The 16,931-nt window shown below is 52.7% G+C and carries 17 protein-coding genes and 1 riboswitch; of the genes, 10 read left to right on the top strand and 7 right to left on the bottom strand.

The features are described 5' to 3' along the window. Positions 1-64 precede the first annotated feature (64 nt). On the bottom strand, positions 65-337 hold the full coding sequence (ubiK, locus tag EX31_RS08130; protein ID WP_013573957.1) for a ubiquinone biosynthesis accessory factor UbiK: 273 nt from the start codon (positions 335-337) through the stop codon (positions 65-67). A 132-nt stretch (positions 338-469) separates the two neighbouring features. Then, a riboswitch (FMN riboswitch) is annotated at positions 470-645 on the top strand. A 133-nt stretch (positions 646-778) separates the two neighbouring features. On the opposite strand from ubiK, the gene ribB reads away from it, so the two are divergent. Beyond that, entirely contained in the window at positions 779-1,432 is a 654-nt protein-coding gene (gene ribB, locus EX31_RS08125) for a 3,4-dihydroxy-2-butanone-4-phosphate synthase (RefSeq protein WP_037034174.1), read from the top strand. Here ribB and EX31_RS08120 read toward each other — a convergent pair. Further along, the gene (locus tag EX31_RS08120) at positions 1,429-1,680 is read right to left on the bottom strand and encodes a hypothetical protein (protein WP_037034173.1); all 252 of its coding nucleotides are present in this window, start codon (positions 1,678-1,680) and stop codon (positions 1,429-1,431) included. The two genes, ribB and EX31_RS08120, sit on opposite strands and share 4 nt — an antisense overlap. Position 1,681: 1 nt before the next feature. On the opposite strand from EX31_RS08120, the gene ygiD reads away from it, so the two are divergent. Then, positions 1,682-2,470, top strand: coding sequence for a 4,5-DOPA-extradiol-dioxygenase (gene ygiD, locus EX31_RS08115; protein WP_037034172.1), 789 nt, complete (start codon positions 1,682-1,684; stop codon positions 2,468-2,470). 52 nt (positions 2,471-2,522) lie between these two features. On the opposite strand, the gene EX31_RS08110 is transcribed toward ygiD, so the two are convergent. The 3 genes from EX31_RS08110 to tolC all read right to left on the bottom strand — a co-directional run bounded on the left by EX31_RS08110 (position 2,523) and on the right by tolC (position 6,050). Continuing rightward, complete coding sequence (locus EX31_RS08110; protein WP_037034171.1) at positions 2,523-3,683, bottom strand: glutathionylspermidine synthase family protein; 1,161 nt, start codon at positions 3,681-3,683, stop codon at positions 2,523-2,525. Between the two features lie 9 nt (positions 3,684-3,692). After that, positions 3,693-4,364, bottom strand: coding sequence for a DUF1190 family protein (locus EX31_RS08105; protein ID WP_013573962.1), 672 nt, complete (start codon positions 4,362-4,364; stop codon positions 3,693-3,695). 186 nt (positions 4,365-4,550) lie between these two features. After that, positions 4,551-6,050, bottom strand: a complete 1,500-nt coding sequence (gene tolC, locus EX31_RS08100) for an outer membrane channel protein TolC (protein ID WP_369794775.1) — start codon at positions 6,048-6,050, stop codon at positions 4,551-4,553. Between the two features lie 224 nt (positions 6,051-6,274). Between tolC and nudF the strand changes: the two genes are divergently transcribed. The 5 genes from nudF to parE all read left to right on the top strand — a co-directional run bounded on the left by nudF (position 6,275) and on the right by parE (position 10,780). Further along, positions 6,275-6,907 carry an ADP-ribose diphosphatase gene (gene nudF / locus EX31_RS08095; RefSeq protein ID WP_037034169.1) on the top strand — a complete coding sequence of 211 codons (633 nt, stop codon included), beginning with the start codon at positions 6,275-6,277 and terminating at the stop codon, positions 6,905-6,907. After that, positions 6,907-7,332: a DUF1249 family protein gene (locus EX31_RS25980; protein ID WP_013573965.1), complete on the top strand. Its 426-nt coding sequence runs from the start codon at positions 6,907-6,909 to the stop codon at positions 7,330-7,332. Before nudF ends, EX31_RS25980 begins: the two co-directional genes overlap by 1 nt. Positions 7,333-7,359: 27 nt before the next feature. Then, positions 7,360-8,190 carry a 3',5'-cyclic-AMP phosphodiesterase gene (cpdA, locus tag EX31_RS25975; RefSeq protein WP_013573966.1) on the top strand — a complete coding sequence of 277 codons (831 nt, stop codon included), beginning with the start codon at positions 7,360-7,362 and terminating at the stop codon, positions 8,188-8,190. Next, positions 8,187-8,768: an esterase YqiA gene (gene yqiA / locus EX31_RS08080; RefSeq protein ID WP_013573967.1), complete on the top strand. Its 582-nt coding sequence runs from the start codon at positions 8,187-8,189 to the stop codon at positions 8,766-8,768. Before cpdA ends, yqiA begins: the two co-directional genes overlap by 4 nt. A gap of 116 nt (positions 8,769-8,884) precedes the next feature. Further along, positions 8,885-10,780, top strand: a complete 1,896-nt coding sequence (gene parE / locus EX31_RS08075; protein ID WP_013573968.1) for a DNA topoisomerase IV subunit B — start codon at positions 8,885-8,887, stop codon at positions 10,778-10,780. Between the two features lie 83 nt (positions 10,781-10,863). Here the strand turns inward: parE and EX31_RS08070 are convergent, their stop codons facing one another. Next, a complete protein-coding gene (locus EX31_RS08070) occupies positions 10,864-11,169 on the bottom strand; it encodes a putative quinol monooxygenase (protein ID WP_013573969.1) in 306 nt (101 codons plus the stop codon). A gap of 30 nt (positions 11,170-11,199) precedes the next feature. Continuing rightward, on the bottom strand, positions 11,200-11,787 hold the full coding sequence (locus EX31_RS08065) for an NAD(P)H-dependent oxidoreductase (RefSeq protein WP_037034167.1): 588 nt from the start codon (positions 11,785-11,787) through the stop codon (positions 11,200-11,202). A gap of 332 nt (positions 11,788-12,119) precedes the next feature. Between EX31_RS08065 and parC the strand changes: the two genes are divergently transcribed. The 3 genes from parC (at position 12,120) to ftsP (ending at position 16,898) form a co-directional block, all read left to right on the top strand. Then, a complete protein-coding gene (gene parC, locus EX31_RS08060; protein WP_037034166.1) occupies positions 12,120-14,393 on the top strand; it encodes a DNA topoisomerase IV subunit A in 2,274 nt (757 codons plus the stop codon). 217 nt (positions 14,394-14,610) lie between these two features. After that, entirely contained in the window at positions 14,611-15,348 is a 738-nt protein-coding gene (locus EX31_RS08055; protein WP_013573972.1) for a 1-acylglycerol-3-phosphate O-acyltransferase, read from the top strand. Positions 15,349-15,482: 134 nt separating this feature from the next. Next, on the top strand, positions 15,483-16,898 hold the full coding sequence (ftsP, locus tag EX31_RS08050; RefSeq protein WP_013573973.1) for a cell division protein FtsP: 1,416 nt from the start codon (positions 15,483-15,485) through the stop codon (positions 16,896-16,898). Positions 16,899-16,931 lie beyond the last annotated feature (33 nt).

The following is a 16,931-nucleotide window of genomic DNA, read 5'->3' as shown; positions in this document are numbered from 1 at the left end:
GCCGATTTCGCACAGCAAAAAGGCCTGCTGAGCAGGCCTTTTCTGATGATATCATTCGCAATAATCAGGCCGGATCCTGCGGCTTTTCCGTTTCAGTCAGCTTGCCTTCCAGCGCAGCAAGACGTTGTTCCAGTACAGCCAGTTTTTCACGGGTACGCAGTAAAACCTGGGTCTGAACGTCAAACTCTTCGCGATTGACTAAATCCATGCGGCTGAACTGCGCCTGCAATACCTGACGGATTTTCTTTTCGGCATCTTCACCAAACTCACGGATCCCTTTAGGCATAGATTCGTGAACCTGGCGGGCAATTTGTTCAATTTTTTTCGGGTCAATCATGTTATTTCCTTTTCTCGAAGGAGGTGCTTTTCCTTAGTGTAATCGCTGATGCTGTTTCTATAAACCTTCAGGGGCACTAATTGGACAAACCACAGGATTGCTCTGCTCATTTATTGGCGCTATAGTTGTTTTGCTTATTCTCAGGGCGGGGTGAAAGTCCCCACCGGCGGTAAACCACGGAATATCGGAAGGATCATAATCCCTTCCATGTGGAAGCCCGCGAGCGCTCAATCCTTCGGGGTTAGAGGTCAGCAGATCCGGTGTAATTCCGGGGCCGACGGTTAAAGTCCGGATGGGAGAGAGTAACGATTCAAGCCGGGCAAATATTGCCCGCTGCGTTATTTTTTATAACTGTAGCACGCCATCTGGCGGCTGCAGCTAGCCTCCTCAAGACGCCCTGATTCTGGTAATCCACATACAGAACATGAGGTTATTTTTACCATGAATCAGACCCTACTTTCCGAATTCGGTACATCAGCTGAACGCGTTGAGCGTGCTATTGACGCCATGCGTAACGGCGTGGGTGTGTTGGTGCTGGATGACGAAGATCGTGAAAACGAAGGCGATTTAATCTTTGCCGCTGAAAACATGACCGTTGAGCAAATGGCACTGACCATTCGCCACGGCAGCGGTATTGTGTGCCTGACCATGAACGAAGACAGCCGTAAAAAGCTGGATTTACCAATGATGGTTGAGAACAACTCCAGCCCGTTCCAGACGCCATTTACCGTGACTATTGAAGCGGTTGAAGGTGTGACTACCGGTGTTTCTGCTGCCGATCGTATCACCACTATTCGTGCAGCCATCAAAGATGGCGCGAAACCTTCTGACCTGAATCGTCCGGGGCATGTCTTCCCGCTGCGCGCGCAGGCCGGTGGTGTGCTGTCCCGTGGCGGTCACACTGAAGCGTCGGTTGATCTGGCGACGCTGGCAGGCCTGAAGCCTTTCGGCGTGCTGTGTGAACTGACTAATGACGACGGCAGTATGGCGCATGCGCCTGAAGTTATTGTCTTTGCCCGTCGGCATAATATGCCGGTAGTGACCATCGCCGATCTGGTGGCCTATCGTCAGGCGCAGACACGTCAGGCAAGCTAAGTAACGGGTTGTGCGTAACAGAAAAGGCCGCTTATGCGGCCTTTTTGCTTTTTATTGCTGCTTATTGCCAAAATGGGTCTTTGCAAAATAGACTCCTCCTGCCTTCTTTGATTTTTTTCATCAAATTTATTGAATATCTCCTTCATGGTTATCCGGCTGTCAGCGGTAATCAAAAAGAGTACCGTATGGTCATCACGCGGCAGGTGATTCACTGGCTGCTCTCTTTTATCTTGCGGTAAGGAATTCATGATGACGACTCAACGTATGCCCGCACTTTTCTTAGGCCACGGCAGCCCGATGAACGTGCTGGAGGACAATGTGTATACCCGTGCCTGGCATGCGCTGGGCGAAACACTACCGCGTCCAAAAGCGATTCTGGCCGTGTCAGCGCACTGGTTCACGCGCGGCACTGCAGTAACGGCAATGGAGAATCCGCGTACCATTCATGACTTTGGAGGGTTCCCGCAGGCGCTGTTTGATAAGCGCTATCCGGCACCCGGTTCACCGGCGCTGGCAAAACGTGTTCAGGAATTACTCAGCCCGGTAAATGTGATTTCCGATACCCACGAGTGGGGCTTCGACCACGGTACCTGGGGTGTGCTGATCAAGATGTATCCTGACGCGGATATTCCGGTGATCCAGTTGAGTATTGATGGCACGCAACCCCCTGAATTCCACTATGAATTAGGCAAGAAGCTCGCTGCTTTACGTGACGAAGGGGTAATGATTGTCGCCAGCGGTAACGTAGTTCATAACCTGCGGATGGTAAAATGGGACGGTAACGCCGAAGCTTATCCGTGGGCGACATCTTTCGAGACATATGTGAAAGATAATCTGAACTGGAAAGGTGAGGCGAAAGAGCATCCTCTGGTGAAATTTATGGAGCATGAAGGCGGCGCGTTATCCAATCCGTCTCCGGATCACTATCTGCCATTACTGTACGTTTTAGGGGCGTGGGATGGTGCTGAGCCAATCACGCAGCCAACGGACGGGATCGTAATGGGATCGCTTTCGATGCTTTCCGTTCAGGTAGGTTAATTTGGCGAATAAAAAGGATAATGAATTTATTCATTATCCTTTTTTAGTTTTTTTATCCGACAATAGTATGCGGATAGAAACGTGACAGATCCTGGGTGATCAGTGCTTTATCTTCGCGGATGCCGATCCCGCAAGGTTGATCGTTGACCAGCCAGCTGCCGATCAGCGTGTAACTGCCTTCAAACACCGGCAGCGGATGGAACTGCTGCACGATCATGCCTTCAGCGCCATACGGGCCATCAACGCGGGCCACTTCCTGGCCTTTCTCGATGACTTTAATGTTCGCGCCTTCGCGGGAAAACAGCGGCTTCACCACGTAGTGATCCAGTTCCGGATGCGGGTCTTCGGCAAAATAAGCCGGTAACAGGTTCGGGTGATCCGGGAACATTTCCCACAACAGCGGTAACAAGGCTTTATTCGACAGAATGGCTTTCCAGGCCGGTTCCAGCCAGCGAACACCGGCATCTTCCAGTTTGGTCGCGAAGACTTCGCGGAACATGAATTCCCACGGATACAGCTTGAACAGATTCGAAATCACCTGATTCTGCGTATCGGTGAATTGTCCGCGTTCTCCCAGCCCGATTTCCTCGATAAACAGGAATTCGCTGGCCAGTTCTGCTTCCAGCGCGCAGTCCTGCAAATATTGCACCGTACCGCGATCTTCTTCAGTGTCCTGACAGCAGGCGATGTGCAGCAACGAGAAACCATGCTGATTTTTCAGCTCGGCAAAACGCTCAATCAGCTTTTCCTGCAGACTGTTGTACTGATCAGCGTCTTGCGACAAATTGCCTGCCGCTATCTGATCTTCAAGCCATAGCCACTGGAAGAAAGCGGCTTCATACAAAGACGTCGGCGTATCGGCGTTATTTTCCAGCAGCTTCGGCGGATTGACGCCGTCATAGGCCAGATCCAGACGTGAATACAGCGAAGGCTGTTGCGTGCGCCATGAACTGCGGACAAATTCCCAGACATGTTTTGGGATCTGGAATTTCGCCATCAGTTTGTCGTCATTCACCACGCGCTCAACGACCTTCAGGCACATCTGATGAATCTCCGCTGTCGCGTCTTCGATCTCTTCGATCTGCGCCAGCGTGAACTGGTAATAAGCATCTTCACACCAGTAGGGTTCGCCATACATGGTGTGGAAGTTGAAGCCAAACTCCGTGGCTTTTTCGCGCCAGTCCGGGCGCTCGTTAATGGCTAAACGTTTCATCAGAGTCTCTTAGCCACCCATGCTGCGGCCAGGGCTGCGTGACGTGGCAGAAGAGCTGCGTTGCATTGACGTTTGTTTTGCCACGCTGTCGCCAAAACCGCCACGGGTGATGGTGTTGGTCACGGCAGGTTTAGGGGCCATCGCCGTTCTCGGAACGTTCATGGTCCGGCCGCCCGCAGTTGCCGGGCCGTAGTTTTTACCGGTCGCATCGACGAATTTACCGTTCGCCGGGCTGGCCGGGTTTTTTGAGCTGAATAATGGCTGTTGCGCGTAACCGCCACCGCTCATCATGCGGCCCATCATGTAACCTGCCATCAGCGGCATCCACATGCTGCCACCGCTGCTCTGGTTTTCAGCCGTCGCGACGCCAGACTGTGCCGGAGCCTGAGTACACTGGCCTTCGCCGAATTCAGCGATACAGTCTTCGCGGCTGGCATATTTTGGTGCGGTTTTAGCCGCTTCCTGTTTCGCTGCATCATACGCTGCGACACATTGCGCGCTGCCGGAAGGATTGGCTTTCGAGCAGTCATCAGCGTTCTGATACAGAGAAACGGTTTCGTCGGTTTTCTCGCAGCCGGCCAGCATAAAGACTGCGCTGACTGCCAGAGCGACAGGAGTGATTCGAGAGCTACGCCATGATTTACGGAAGGTAGCCAGGTTAACGCGTTGTGTCCGTTTCATCGTTCTTATCCCATGTGTAGGGCTTTTTTGCCCTTTCCCAGTAGGGCCTAAGAATAGGGGAAAGCGGCTGATTGTTAAAGCAGCGACAGGCAATTGTTACGAGACTTTACAGAGCGGCGTGACACAGGCAAAAAAAAGCAGCCTTTTCAGGCTGCCTTAGTCGAAACGCAGGGAAACTTTTCCGTATCAGTTCTGGAAAGGATTGCCGCTTTTCTTCGGTGTGGTCGTTGCTGTGGATGCGCTGGCTTGTTGAACGCGTGGTGCAGATGCAGCCGCGGTTTTGTTGCCGTAACCGTCTGCAGCGGCATCCTGATCTGGCGTTTCTGGCGCAACCTGATCGGGGGCTGTCGGAACAGGTTTACCCAAAGCACCGTTCAGTGCCAGCAGGTCGCTTTCGTTCAGCGTACCCAGTGCTGATTTAATGTTCAGCTGGTTAATCAGGTACGTGTAACGTGCGCTGGAAAGCTGTTGTTTGGCGTTGTACAGCGTGGTGGTGGCATCCAGCACATCAACGATTGTACGGGTACCGACCTGATAACCGGCTTCCATCGCATCTAAAGAACTCTGTGCAGAAACAACGGCTTGTTTATACGCGTTGATGCTGCTGATCGAGGCAGAGATGTTGTTGAAGGAAGAACGAACGGTTTGCACGACGCTGCGGTGTGCGCTTTCAAGCTGTTCGCTGGCACCCACGAAATTATACTGCGCCTGTTTCACCTGAGAGGTGACAGAACCGCCGCTGTACAATGGCAGGGAGAAGCTCAGACCAATTTTGTTCTGGCCTGCGTCAGCATCCTGATAGCTTGAAGAACCGCCGGTTTTGTCGCCGTGGTATTTGGTATTGCTGATACCGGTAGAGGCCGTCAGATCAACCGTTGGCATGTGGCCGGTTTCCGCATAGCGGATTTGCTCACGTGCCAGATCCTGTGACAGACGCGCAGACAGCAAGCTCAGGTTACGGCTTTCAGCTTCTTTCAACAGCGTGGCGACCGGTTGCGGACGCGTGGTGTTGAAGTTGTCGACATTCAGGGAAGACAGTTGCGGATAATACATACCGGTAACCTGACGCAGGGATTCCAGCGCGTTATCCAGGTTATTACGGGCAGTCACTTCGTTTGCCAATACGGTGTCGTATTGTGAACGGGCGTTCTGCACGTCGGTAATAGCCACCAGGCCCACGTTAAAACGCTGAGTGGTTTGATCCAGCTGACGATAAATAGCCTGTTTCTGCGCTTCGGTATACGAGAGTGAATCGATCGCACTCAGGACGTTGAAATAAGCCGTTGCGGAATTCAGGATCAGTGATTGTTGATCAGTCTGATAAGACACATCCTGAATACCGGCAGTTTTTTCCTGCAGCGTCAGGGCGCGCCATTTTGACATATCAAAGATGGTCTGCGTTAATTGCAGGCTGGCGCTGCCAACATCGCTGTTAACGCCATTCGCATCACGGTAGCCATTGGTATAATTGTAATCCGCACCTAATCCGAGTTGCGGTAATAAAGGACTGCGGCTTTCGTTAATTTTTTCGAATGCAGCATCCCGGTCAGCAGCAGATTTGCGCAGGTCCGGGTTACTTGTCCTGGCTTGCTGATAGACCTGCATCAGGTTTTCGGCCTGGCTTATCGTACTAAAGCCGCCCAGGCTGAGTCCGATGAGAAGGGGGAGCAGTTTCTTCATTTGCATTCCTTGTTGTGCAGCAATGTTGTTATGTATGGTGGCGCAGTCAAATTAACCAATAGACGCGGATTCTAGCAGAGTCAGGCTAGCGGGGCGGTTGGCTTAACGTGCCTTCCCGAGTGAATGAGCCTAAATCTATCACAAACAACCTTGATTATTATTAACGCATTTTCATCAAATTGACCTCAAAGGGCGATAAATTACCTTTATGAGGGATAAGGAAACATTCCATGTCTTCATTTAAACGGTCACCGGTTACTTTCGGCAAAGATGATGTAGAAATTATTGCACGTGAGACGCGATATAAAGGTTTTTTTTCTATTATTGCATATCGGTTTCGCCATCGGCTGTTTAATGGGGAAATGAGCGGCGAAGTCGTCCGTGAAGTCTTTGAGCGCGGTCATGCCGCCGTATTATTACCTTATGATCCGAAAAGGGATGAAGTCGTGCTGATCGAACAGATCCGCATCCCGGCTTTGGATTCCAGTGATACTCCTTGGCTTCTGGAGATGGTCGCCGGTATCATTGAAGAAGGCGAGACAGTTGAAGATGTTGCCCGCCGCGAAGCACTCGAGGAAGCGAACATTGTGGTGAAACGCTGCAAACCGGCTGTGAATTACCTGGCAAGTCCGGGCGGAACCAGCGAGCGTCTTTCCATTATGGTTGGTGAAGTCGATGCCTCGACGGCAGAAGGAATTCACGGTCTGGAAGCAGAGAATGAAGACATCCGGGTACATGTGGTTAGCCGTGAACAGGCTTACCGCTGGGTGGAAGAAGGAGCGATAGACAATGCGGCGTCAGTGATTGCCCTGCAATGGCTGCAGCTGCACCATGAATCCCTGAGAAAAGAGTGGGCCAACTAATGATTAAGCGCTATACCCCTGATTTCCCTGAAATGATGAGATTGTGCGAAACTAATTTTGCACAATTGCGCCGTTTGATGCCACGTACCGATGAACCTGGTGAAACTGTGGCATATCAGGTGAGTAGCGCAACGTATTGCCTGACGATCCTCGAATCAACGCGTTACACATCCCTGATAGAAATCAAACAGACCGCACCGGCGGTGAGTTACTGGAGCCTGCCTTCGCTCACCGTTCGCCTGTACCATGATGCGATGGTGGCCGAAGTGTGTGCGAGTCAGCAGATCTTTCGCTTTAAAGCACGCTATGATTATCCGAATAAAAAGTTGCATCAGCGTGATGAAAAGCATCAAATTAACCAGTTCCTTGCGGATTGGCTGCGTTATTGCCTTGCGCACGGAGCGATGGCAGTTCCGGTTTGTTAGACAGACTTCAACAACAAAGGAAACGATTTGGAAAGCCTGTTTACACTGCCTTTGGTGAATGGGGCCAAAGTCAGGATTCTACAGATTACTGATACCCATCTTTTTGCCGGTGAAGATGAAACGTTGTTAGGCGTGAATACGTTTAACAGCTATCGCGCGGTGCTGGACGCCATCAAAGCGCAGCAGCGTGAAGTCGATATTATCGCGGCAACAGGTGACCTGGCACAGGATCAGTCGGTGGAAGCCTACCATCAGTTTGCCCGCGGCATCAGCGAGCTGACCGCGCCCTGCGTCTGGCTGCCGGGCAATCATGATTTCCAGCCTGCCATGGTCAATGCCTTGCAGGATGCGGGGATCAGTCCTTCTAAACACGTTCTGCTCGGCGAACATTGGCAAATTATCCTGCTTGATACGCAGGTGTTCGGTGTGCCGCACGGCGAGCTGAGTGAATATCAGCTGGAATGGATGGAGCGCTGTCTGAATGCGTACCCCGATCGTTTCACTCTGCTGATGTTACATCATCATCCGCTGCCTTCTGGCTGCACATGGCTCGATCAGCACAGCCTGCGCAATGCGCATATGCTGGCGAACACCCTGGTAAATTACCCGAAAGTGAATACGCTTTTGTGCGGACATATTCATCAGGAGCTGGATCTCGACTGGTATGGCCGCCGTCTTTATGCCACGCCGTCAACCTGCGTACAGTTCAAACCGCATTGCACCAATTTCACGATTGATACCGTTGCGCCGGGCTGGCGCTACCTTGATTTGTATCCGGATGGCCGTGTGGAGACTGAAGTCTTCCGTCTGGAAACCAATGAGTTTCATCCTGACACGGAGTCGGACGGCTACGAATGAACACCTTACTTTACCTGCACGGATTCAACAGTTCTCCCAACTCGGCAAAAGCCACGGCGTTAAAAAACTGGCTGGCGGTTAATCATCCCCATATCGATATGGTTATCCCGCAATTACCGCCTTATCCGGCCGAGGCTGCCGAAGAACTCGAGAGTCTGGTGATCAGCAATGCAGGTAAAAAACTGGGGATTGTCGGCTCCTCGCTGGGCGGCTATTACGCTACCTGGTTGTCGCAATGTTTTGCCGTGCCGGCTGTGGTGGTGAACCCCGCCGTGAAGCCGTATGAGCTGCTGATCGACTTCCTGGGACAAAACGAGAACCCCTACACCGGCCAGCAATATGTGTTAGAGTCACGCCACGTTTACGATCTGAAAGTCATGCAGGTCGAACCGCTGGAGTCGCCGGATTTACTCTGGTTACTGCAACAAACGGGCGATGAAATTCTCGATTACCGTCAGGCTGTGGCGTACTACACCACCTGTCGCCAGACGGTCGAACCCGAGGGGAATCATGCATTTGTCGGCTTTGAACGCTATTTTTCGCCGATTGTAGATTTCCTGGAACTGGCCGCAGACTAACATCGTCAGGGTGACTTTTTCCCCCGGATTTATAGCGTCTGCTTGCTGCCAGAGCTTCCACCCGCCCACATACTGTATCGTTAGCCCACAAACCTATGAGCCACGAATAATCAACGATGAGCCAATCAACTTATAACGCGGATTCCATAGAGGTCCTCAGCGGACTCGAACCGGTGCGCCGCCGTCCGGGCATGTACACCGATACAACCCGGCCAAACCATCTCGGCCAGGAAGTTATTGATAACAGCGTGGATGAAGCATTAGCTGGCCACGCCAAACGCATCGAAGTGATCCTTCACGAAGACCAGTCTCTCGAAGTCATTGATGACGGTCGCGGCATGCCGGTGGATATCCACGCGGAAGAAGGCGTTCCGGCGGTCGAGCTGATCTTCTGCCGTCTGCACGCGGGCGGTAAATTCTCCAACAAAAATTACCAGTTCTCCGGCGGCCTGCATGGCGTGGGGATTTCGGTGGTTAACGCCTTATCAAAACGCGTCGAAGTGGCGGTAAAACGCGGTGGCGAAGTGTATGAAATGGCGTTTGAAAATGGCGATAAAGTGCAGGATCTGCACGTCACCGGTACCTGCGGCAAACGCAACACCGGAACCAGCGTTCATTTCTGGCCTGACGGCAGCTTTTTCGACAGCCCACGTTTTTCGGTCAGCCGCCTCAGCCATTTGCTGAAAGCGAAGGCCGTACTGTGTCCTGGCGTAGAAATCCTGTTCAAAGACAAAGTGAATAACACCGAGCAACGGTGGTGTTATGACGATGGTCTGACTGATTACCTGATGGAAGCGGTCAACGGCCTGATTACTCTGCCTGAAAAAGCGTTCGTCGGTAATTTTGCCGGTGATACTGAAGCTGTCGACTGGGCGCTGTTATGGCTGCCGGAAGGCGGTGAATTGCTGACCGAAAGCTACGTCAACCTGATCCCAACCATGCAGGGCGGTACACATGTTAACGGTCTGCGCCAGGGCCTGCTCGATGCCATGCGTGAGTTCTGCGAATACCGCAATATTCTGCCACGCGGCGTCAAGCTTTCTGCAGAAGATATCTGGGAACGTTGTGCGTATGTGCTGTCGGTAAAAATGCAGGATCCGCAATTCGCCGGCCAGACCAAAGAACGTTTGTCTTCGCGTCAGTGCGCGGCCTTCGTTTCCGGTGTGGTGAAAGATGCCTTCAGCCTGTGGCTGAACCAGAACGTTCAGGCGGCAGAACAGCTGGCGGAACTGTGCATTTCCAGTGCTCAGCGCCGTCTGCGTGCCGCAAAAAAAGTTGTGCGTAAGAAACTGACCAGCGGCCCTGCGCTGCCGGGCAAACTGGCTGACTGCACGTCACAAGATCTGAACATGACAGAATTGTTCCTGGTGGAAGGGGATTCCGCAGGCGGTTCTGCCAAACAGGCGCGTGATCGTGAATATCAGGCGATCATGCCGCTCAAAGGTAAGATCCTCAACACGTGGGAAGTCTCTTCTGATGAAGTGCTGGCCTCGCAGGAAGTGCACGACATTTCTGTGGCGATCGGTATCGATCCGGACAGTGAAGATCTGACGCAACTGCGTTACGGCAAAATCTGTATCCTGGCGGATGCGGACTCCGACGGCTTACACATCGCCACCTTGTTGTGCGCGCTGTTTGTCCGTCACTTCCGCTCCCTGGTGCGTGGCGGTCATGTGTATGTGGCAATGCCGCCTTTATACCGTATCGATCTGGGCAAAGAAGTGTTCTATGCGCTGGATGAGCAGGAAAAAGAAGGCGTGCTGGAGCAACTGAAACGTAAGAAAGGCAAGCCGAACGTGCAGCGTTTTAAAGGTCTGGGTGAAATGAACCCGCTGCAACTGCGCGAAACCACGCTCGATCCGAACACCCGTCGTCTGGTGCAACTGACCATCGATGAGGACGACATCGACCAGACGCTGCGCATGATGGATATGCTGCTGGCGAAGAAACGGTCTGAAGATCGCCGTAACTGGTTGCAGGAAAAAGGCGATACCGCCGAACTTGACGTCTGATCCTTTCGCCGTCGCCATAAAAAAATGCCGGACGCTTTGCAGCGCCGGCATTTTTGTTTCCGAATTTAGCGATGTTCAGAAAATCAGACTTTCTCAATAATGTGGATCACCACATCCAGCACGTCGGCTTTGATGTTTTCACGGTGCTTATCCATGTGCTCAGCCTGCTGATGCGCTTCGAGGTGCGCCAGGCTTTCCCAGTCTTCCAGCATGAAAATGGAATCAGGTACTGTTTTACGCCAGGGGATCTGGCCGTTGAAATCAACATATGGCTCATAACGATGACAGCCTTTCTCTGCCAGAACGCTGGGCAGAAGTGCTGTAATTTTTTCTATAACCGAATCGCGACGGCCTGGTTTTACTTTGATTTCAGCAATAACAGTGATCATAAAAACCTCTTTCCCGGGTGACCTTCAACCTTAGGCCTGACCGAATACATTTTCAAGGTGAGCACGATAGCGTGCGAAATCGCCTTCCACATCAGGTTGTTTGATCACGTCGTTACACATAAAGGTTGGCAATGTATCAAGGCCGATAAACTGGTTGGCTTTGTGCTGTGCCATGTATACGCCGTCAACGCCTACGCCGTGGAAGAACTGTTCTTTATCTTCGAACGCTTCCAGCGGTGCGTTCCAGGTCACAGACAGCATGTAGCATTTGCCGTGCAACAGGCCGCCGGAACCGTATTTTTTCGATTCATCAGAACGGGTACGTCCATCGCTGGCGTACAGTTTACCGTGGCCTTCTGTGAACACTTCATCGATGTATTTTTTCAGTGTCCATGGCATCCCCATCCACCAGCCCGGCTGCTGATAAATGATGGCGTCCGCCCACAGATAGCTTTCGATTTCGGTCTGCGCGTCGTAACCGTCTTCCAGAACAGTCACGCGCACGTCGTGGCCTTTGTCACGCAGAAAGCCGGTGGCGACGTCGGTCAGGCTGTTGTTCAGCGCGCCTTTGGAATGGGCAAAGGTCTTACCGGCGTTGATTATCAGGATGTTGCTCATGGTTTTTTCCTTATCGGGAATGCTTAAATTCTGGTGGTCAGGCTGTTACCACGTAGTGTACTGAACTCTGCATGGCAGAAAAATGTGATATTGCGCACAAGACTATTGACTCAGATGCAATAATTGAAGAAAGAACGCGGCAATTTAACCATTTTGTTGTGCAAAAACTGTTTAAAAATAAAGCATGAACACAGCAACTGTGACAGTCATACGGCAGATGATGTACTATCGCGAACATCATTGCCTCGCGGCAGCGGACATCGCGCGCCTGCGGGTGCAAGCTTCCTTAATTTCCAAAACGATAACGCCACGGGTCTGAGGATTAAACATCAATGAGCGAAATGACTCATGACGGAACAGAACGTTTAGCTCTGCACACGTTTACTGAGAACGCCTATCTCAACTATTCCATGTACGTCATCATGGACCGCGCGCTGCCGTTTATCGGTGACGGGCTCAAGCCGGTGCAGCGTCGTATTATTTACGCGATGTCCGAGCTGGGCCTGAGTAATAACGCCAAATTCAAAAAATCCGCGCGTACCGTCGGTGACGTGCTGGGTAAATATCATCCGCATGGCGACAGCGCCTGCTACGAAGCCATGGTGCTGATGGCGCAGCCATTCTCTTACCGCTATCCGCTGGTTGACGGGCAGGGAAACTGGGGCGCGCCGGATGACCCGAAATCCTTCGCCGCGATGCGTTATACCGAATCGCGCCTGTCAAAATATGCCGAAGTTCTGTTACGTGAATTAGGTCAGGGCACGGTTGATTATGTGCCGAACTTTGACGGCACCATGCAGGAGCCGAAAATGCTGCCTGCGCGTCTGCCGAATATTCTGCTTAACGGTACGACCGGCATCGCGGTCGGGATGGCGACCGATATTCCACCGCACAACATCCGTGAAGTGGCTGCCGCTGCGGTGGCATTACTTGAGAAACCGAACAGCTCGCTCGAAGATCTGCTGGAATTCGTACAGGGGCCTGATTTCCCGACAGAAGCTGAAATCATTACGCCGCGCAATGAAATTCGCAAAATGTACGAGTCGGGTAAAGGCTCGGTGCGCATGCGTGCGGTCTGGCACAAAGAAGACGGCAGTGCGGTGATCACTGCGCTACCGCATCAGGTTTCCGGCGCGAAAGTGCTGGAGCAAATTGCCAGCCAGATGCGTGCCAAAAAGCTGCCAATGGTTGAAGACCTGCGTGATGAATCAGATCATGAGAACCCGACCCGCCTGGTCGTCGTGCCGCGCTCCAACCGTATCGATCTGGATCAGGTGATGAATCACCTGTTTGCGACTACCGATCTGGAACGCAGCTACCGCATTAACATGAACATGATCGGTCTTGATCATCGTCCGCAGGTCAAAGGGCTGCTTGAGATCCTGACGGAGTGGCTGGCATACCGCCGCGATACCGTACGCCGTCGTCTGAACTTCCGCCTTGATAAAGTGCTGAAACGCCTGCATATCCTCGAAGGTTTGCTGACCGCGTTCCTTAATATCGATGAAGTGATCCACATCATCCGTACGGAAGATGAGCCGAAACCGGTACTGATGCAGCGTTTCGAACTGTCAGATACGCAAGCAGAAGCTATCCTTGAGTTGAAATTGCGCCATTTGGCGAAACTCGAAGAAACTAAAATCCGTGGTGAGCAGGATGAGCTGGCGAAAGAGCGCGATCAGTTGCAGGCATTGCTGGCGTCAGAACGTAAACTCAGCACGCTGATCCGCAAAGAGATTCAGGCAGATGCCGAAGCCTTTGGTGACGAGCGACGTTCGCCGATCACTGAGCGTGAAGAAGCCAGGGCGATGAGCGAGCACGATTTTATTCCGTCCGAGCCGGTGACCATCGTGTTGTCAGAGTCAGGCTGGGTGCGCAGCGCCAAAGGCCACGACATCGATGCTTCCGGCCTGAGTTACAAAGCCGGTGACAGTTTCCGCGCTGCGGCCAAAGGCAAGAGCAATCAGCCCGTGGTGTTTATGGACTCCACCGGCCGCAGTTATGCGCTCGATCCGACCACGCTGCCTTCTGCGCGCGGCCAGGGCGAACCGCTGACCGGTAAACTGACACCACCGCCGGGCGCAACCATCGAGCACGTACTGATGGCGGCGGACGACCAGAAACTGCTGATGGCATCAGATGCCGGTTATGGCTTCGTTTGTACTTTCAACGATTTAGTGGCCCGTAACCGTGCCGGTAAAGCGATGATTACCTTGCCGGATAACGCCAAAGCCTTCACGCCAATGGAACTTCATGGCAGTGACGATATGCTGTTGTCGATTACTGCAGCGGGACGTATGTTGCTGTTCCCGGTGGCGGATCTGCCACAGTTGTCGAAAGGCAAGGGTAACAAAATTGTTTCAATTCCGGCAGCGCAGGCGGCCAGTGGCGAAGATAAACTGGCGTGGTTGCTGGTTCTGCCACCGCAAACGTCGATCACGTTGCATGTCGGTAAACGTAAGCTGGTTCTCCGTCCGGAAGACCTGCAGAAATTCCGTGCCGAACGTGGCCGCAAAGGAACGCTTCTGCCGCGCGGGCTGCAACGTATCGATCGTGTTGAAGTCGATTCACCTGTTCGCATCAGCGGCGGTGACAGCGAAGAATAAGACCGCTGTTAATCGGCAAAAGTCAGGGCACATTTGTGCCCTGAAATCTTTCGATGGAATTCAGTGGCCTGAGACTGCCGCGCAGTGCAAAGATTTTACATTTGTATTAATAAAACCGTTGTGCCGTGTTGAATGAGGCTTGAGAATAGTTCACCGCACAGGGAGCGAAACTGCACAGGTTTCTTACCGGCTTCGGCTGTAGTTTTAAGAGGATGTTATGTTATTTATTTTGCGTCTGATTATCGTGGTGATTTACTCGATTCTGGTTAGTGTCTTTGGTTGCATCTACTGTCTTTTCAGTCCGCGGAACCCGAAACATGTGTCGACTTTCGGTAAGCTGTTTGGTCGTCTGGCACCGGTATTTGGTCTTCGTGTTGAAAAACGTATTCCTGCAGAAGCCGTGAATAATGGTAACTGTATTTATATTGCCAACCATCAAAACAATTACGACATGGTGACGGCTTCGTCCGTCGTCATGCCCGGTACGGTCACCGTGGGCAAAAAAAGCCTGGCCTGGATCCCGTTCTTTGGTCAGCTTTACTGGCTGACGGGCAACCTGCTGATTGACCGTGATAATCGCGCCAAAGCGCACGGTACTATTTCTCAGGTTGTGGCCCAGATTAAGAAAAAGAATCTGTCGATCTGGATGTTTCCGGAAGGTACCCGCAGCCGTGGTCGTGGCCTGATGCCATTCAAAACAGGCGCTTTCCATGCGGCGATTGCTGCCGGCGTGCCGATTGTGCCGATTTGTGTATCGAACACCAGCAACAAGGTGAAATTAAACCGCTGGTCTAACGGGCTGGTGATTGTCGAAATTTTGCCACCGATCGACACCAGTGGTTACACCAAAGAACGCCTGCGTGAATTGTCCGAGCATTGCCGTCAGATCATGGCGGACAAAATCGCCGAGCTGGATGCCGAAGTGGCACAGCGCGAAGCCGCCGCAAAAAAATAATACTATTTATAAATCCACTAAATAATTCGAGCTGCCAACGCACCCGCAGCCTGAAGTATGACGGGGATTCTTCCCGCTGCCATTGATGGCGGCGGCGTTCAATACAGTTTATGGTTCGTTTTCATGGAGAAGATATGTCACTCAGTCGTCGCTCGTTCCTGCAAGCCTCCGGCGTGGCTCTTGCCGCAGGTGCTCTGCCTTTAAAAGCAGAAGCGAGTGGTTCGCAACCGGCATTACCTGTTCCCCCGTTGCTTGAATCGCGCCGCGGGCAACCGCTGTTTCTGACGTTGCAGGCCGCGCACTGGTCATTCCTGGGTGGCGCAAAGGCACCGGTCTGGGGCATTAATGGCATGTACCTCGGTCCGACCGTCAAAGTGCACAGCGGCGATGACGTCAAACTTATTTACAGCAACCGGCTGGCTGAACCGGTTTCTATGACCGTCAGCGGCCTGCTTGAACCAGGAACGTTAACCGGTGGCGCAGCGCGTCTGATGCAGCCAGGCGTGGACTGGTCTCCGGTATTGCCTATTCGTCAGGCGGCGGCCACCTGCTGGTATCACGCCAATACCCCCAACCGCATGGCGCCACACGTTTATAACGGGCTGGCGGGGATGTGGATTGTTGAGGATGAAGTCAGCAAGAATCTGCCGTTACCGAATCACTACGGCGTGGATGATTTCCCGATTATCATTCAGGACAAGCGTCTGGATGGGTTCGGTGTGCCGCAATATGACACGCCAGCTTCAGGCGGGTTCTTCGGTGACACCATGCTGGTAAACGGTGTGCAAAGTCCTTATGTCGAGGTTTCGCGAGGCTGGGTGCGTCTGCGCCTGCTGAATGCATCGAATGCCCGCCGTTACGAACTGAGCATGACTGATAACCGCGCGTTTCACGTCGTGGCTTCCGATCTTGGTTTTCTGCCTGCGCCTATGACTGTTAAACGTCTGTCGCTCGGACCGGGAGAACGCCGCGAAGTGCTGGTGGATATGTCGCAGGGCGAAGAAGTGTCGATTACTGCCGGTGAAGCCGCAGGCGTGATGGACAGACTGCGTGGCCTGTTTGAACCCTCGAGCATTCTGGTGTCGACGATCGTGTTGACGCTGAAACCGACCGGCTTGTTGCCGCTGGTGACGGATAATCTGCCGATGCGTTTGCTGGCCGATCAGATCCTCTCCGGTAACGTTGTCCGCACCCGTGATTTGCGTCTCGGTGACAGTGAGCCGGGAATCAACGGCGCGATGTGGGATATCAACCGTATCGACCTGACTGCGCAACAGGGCACATGGGAACGCTGGACCGTTCATGCGGACATGCCGCAGACATTCCATGCAGAAGGCGTGTCCTTCCTGGTGAAAAGCGTCAACGGTGCGGCACCGCTGGTGGAAGATGCCGGATTCAAAGACACGGTCTGGGTGGATGGCGATGTCGAATTACTGGTGTATTTCAATCAGCCTTCCTATGAGCATTTCCCGTTTGTCTACCGCAGCGGAGCGCTGGAACTGGCTGACCGTGGTTCAGCGGGAAATATGCTGGTTCAGCCGTCGATGTAACGTTGTTCTGCTACATAAAAAACCCGCCATGGC

This window comes from Rahnella sp. WP5, assembly GCF_000745615.1.
In the GTDB taxonomy this organism is placed as follows: Bacteria; Pseudomonadota; Gammaproteobacteria; order Enterobacterales; family Enterobacteriaceae; genus Rahnella; species Rahnella aceris.
This window is presented reverse-complemented; position numbering and strand designations above follow the sequence as displayed.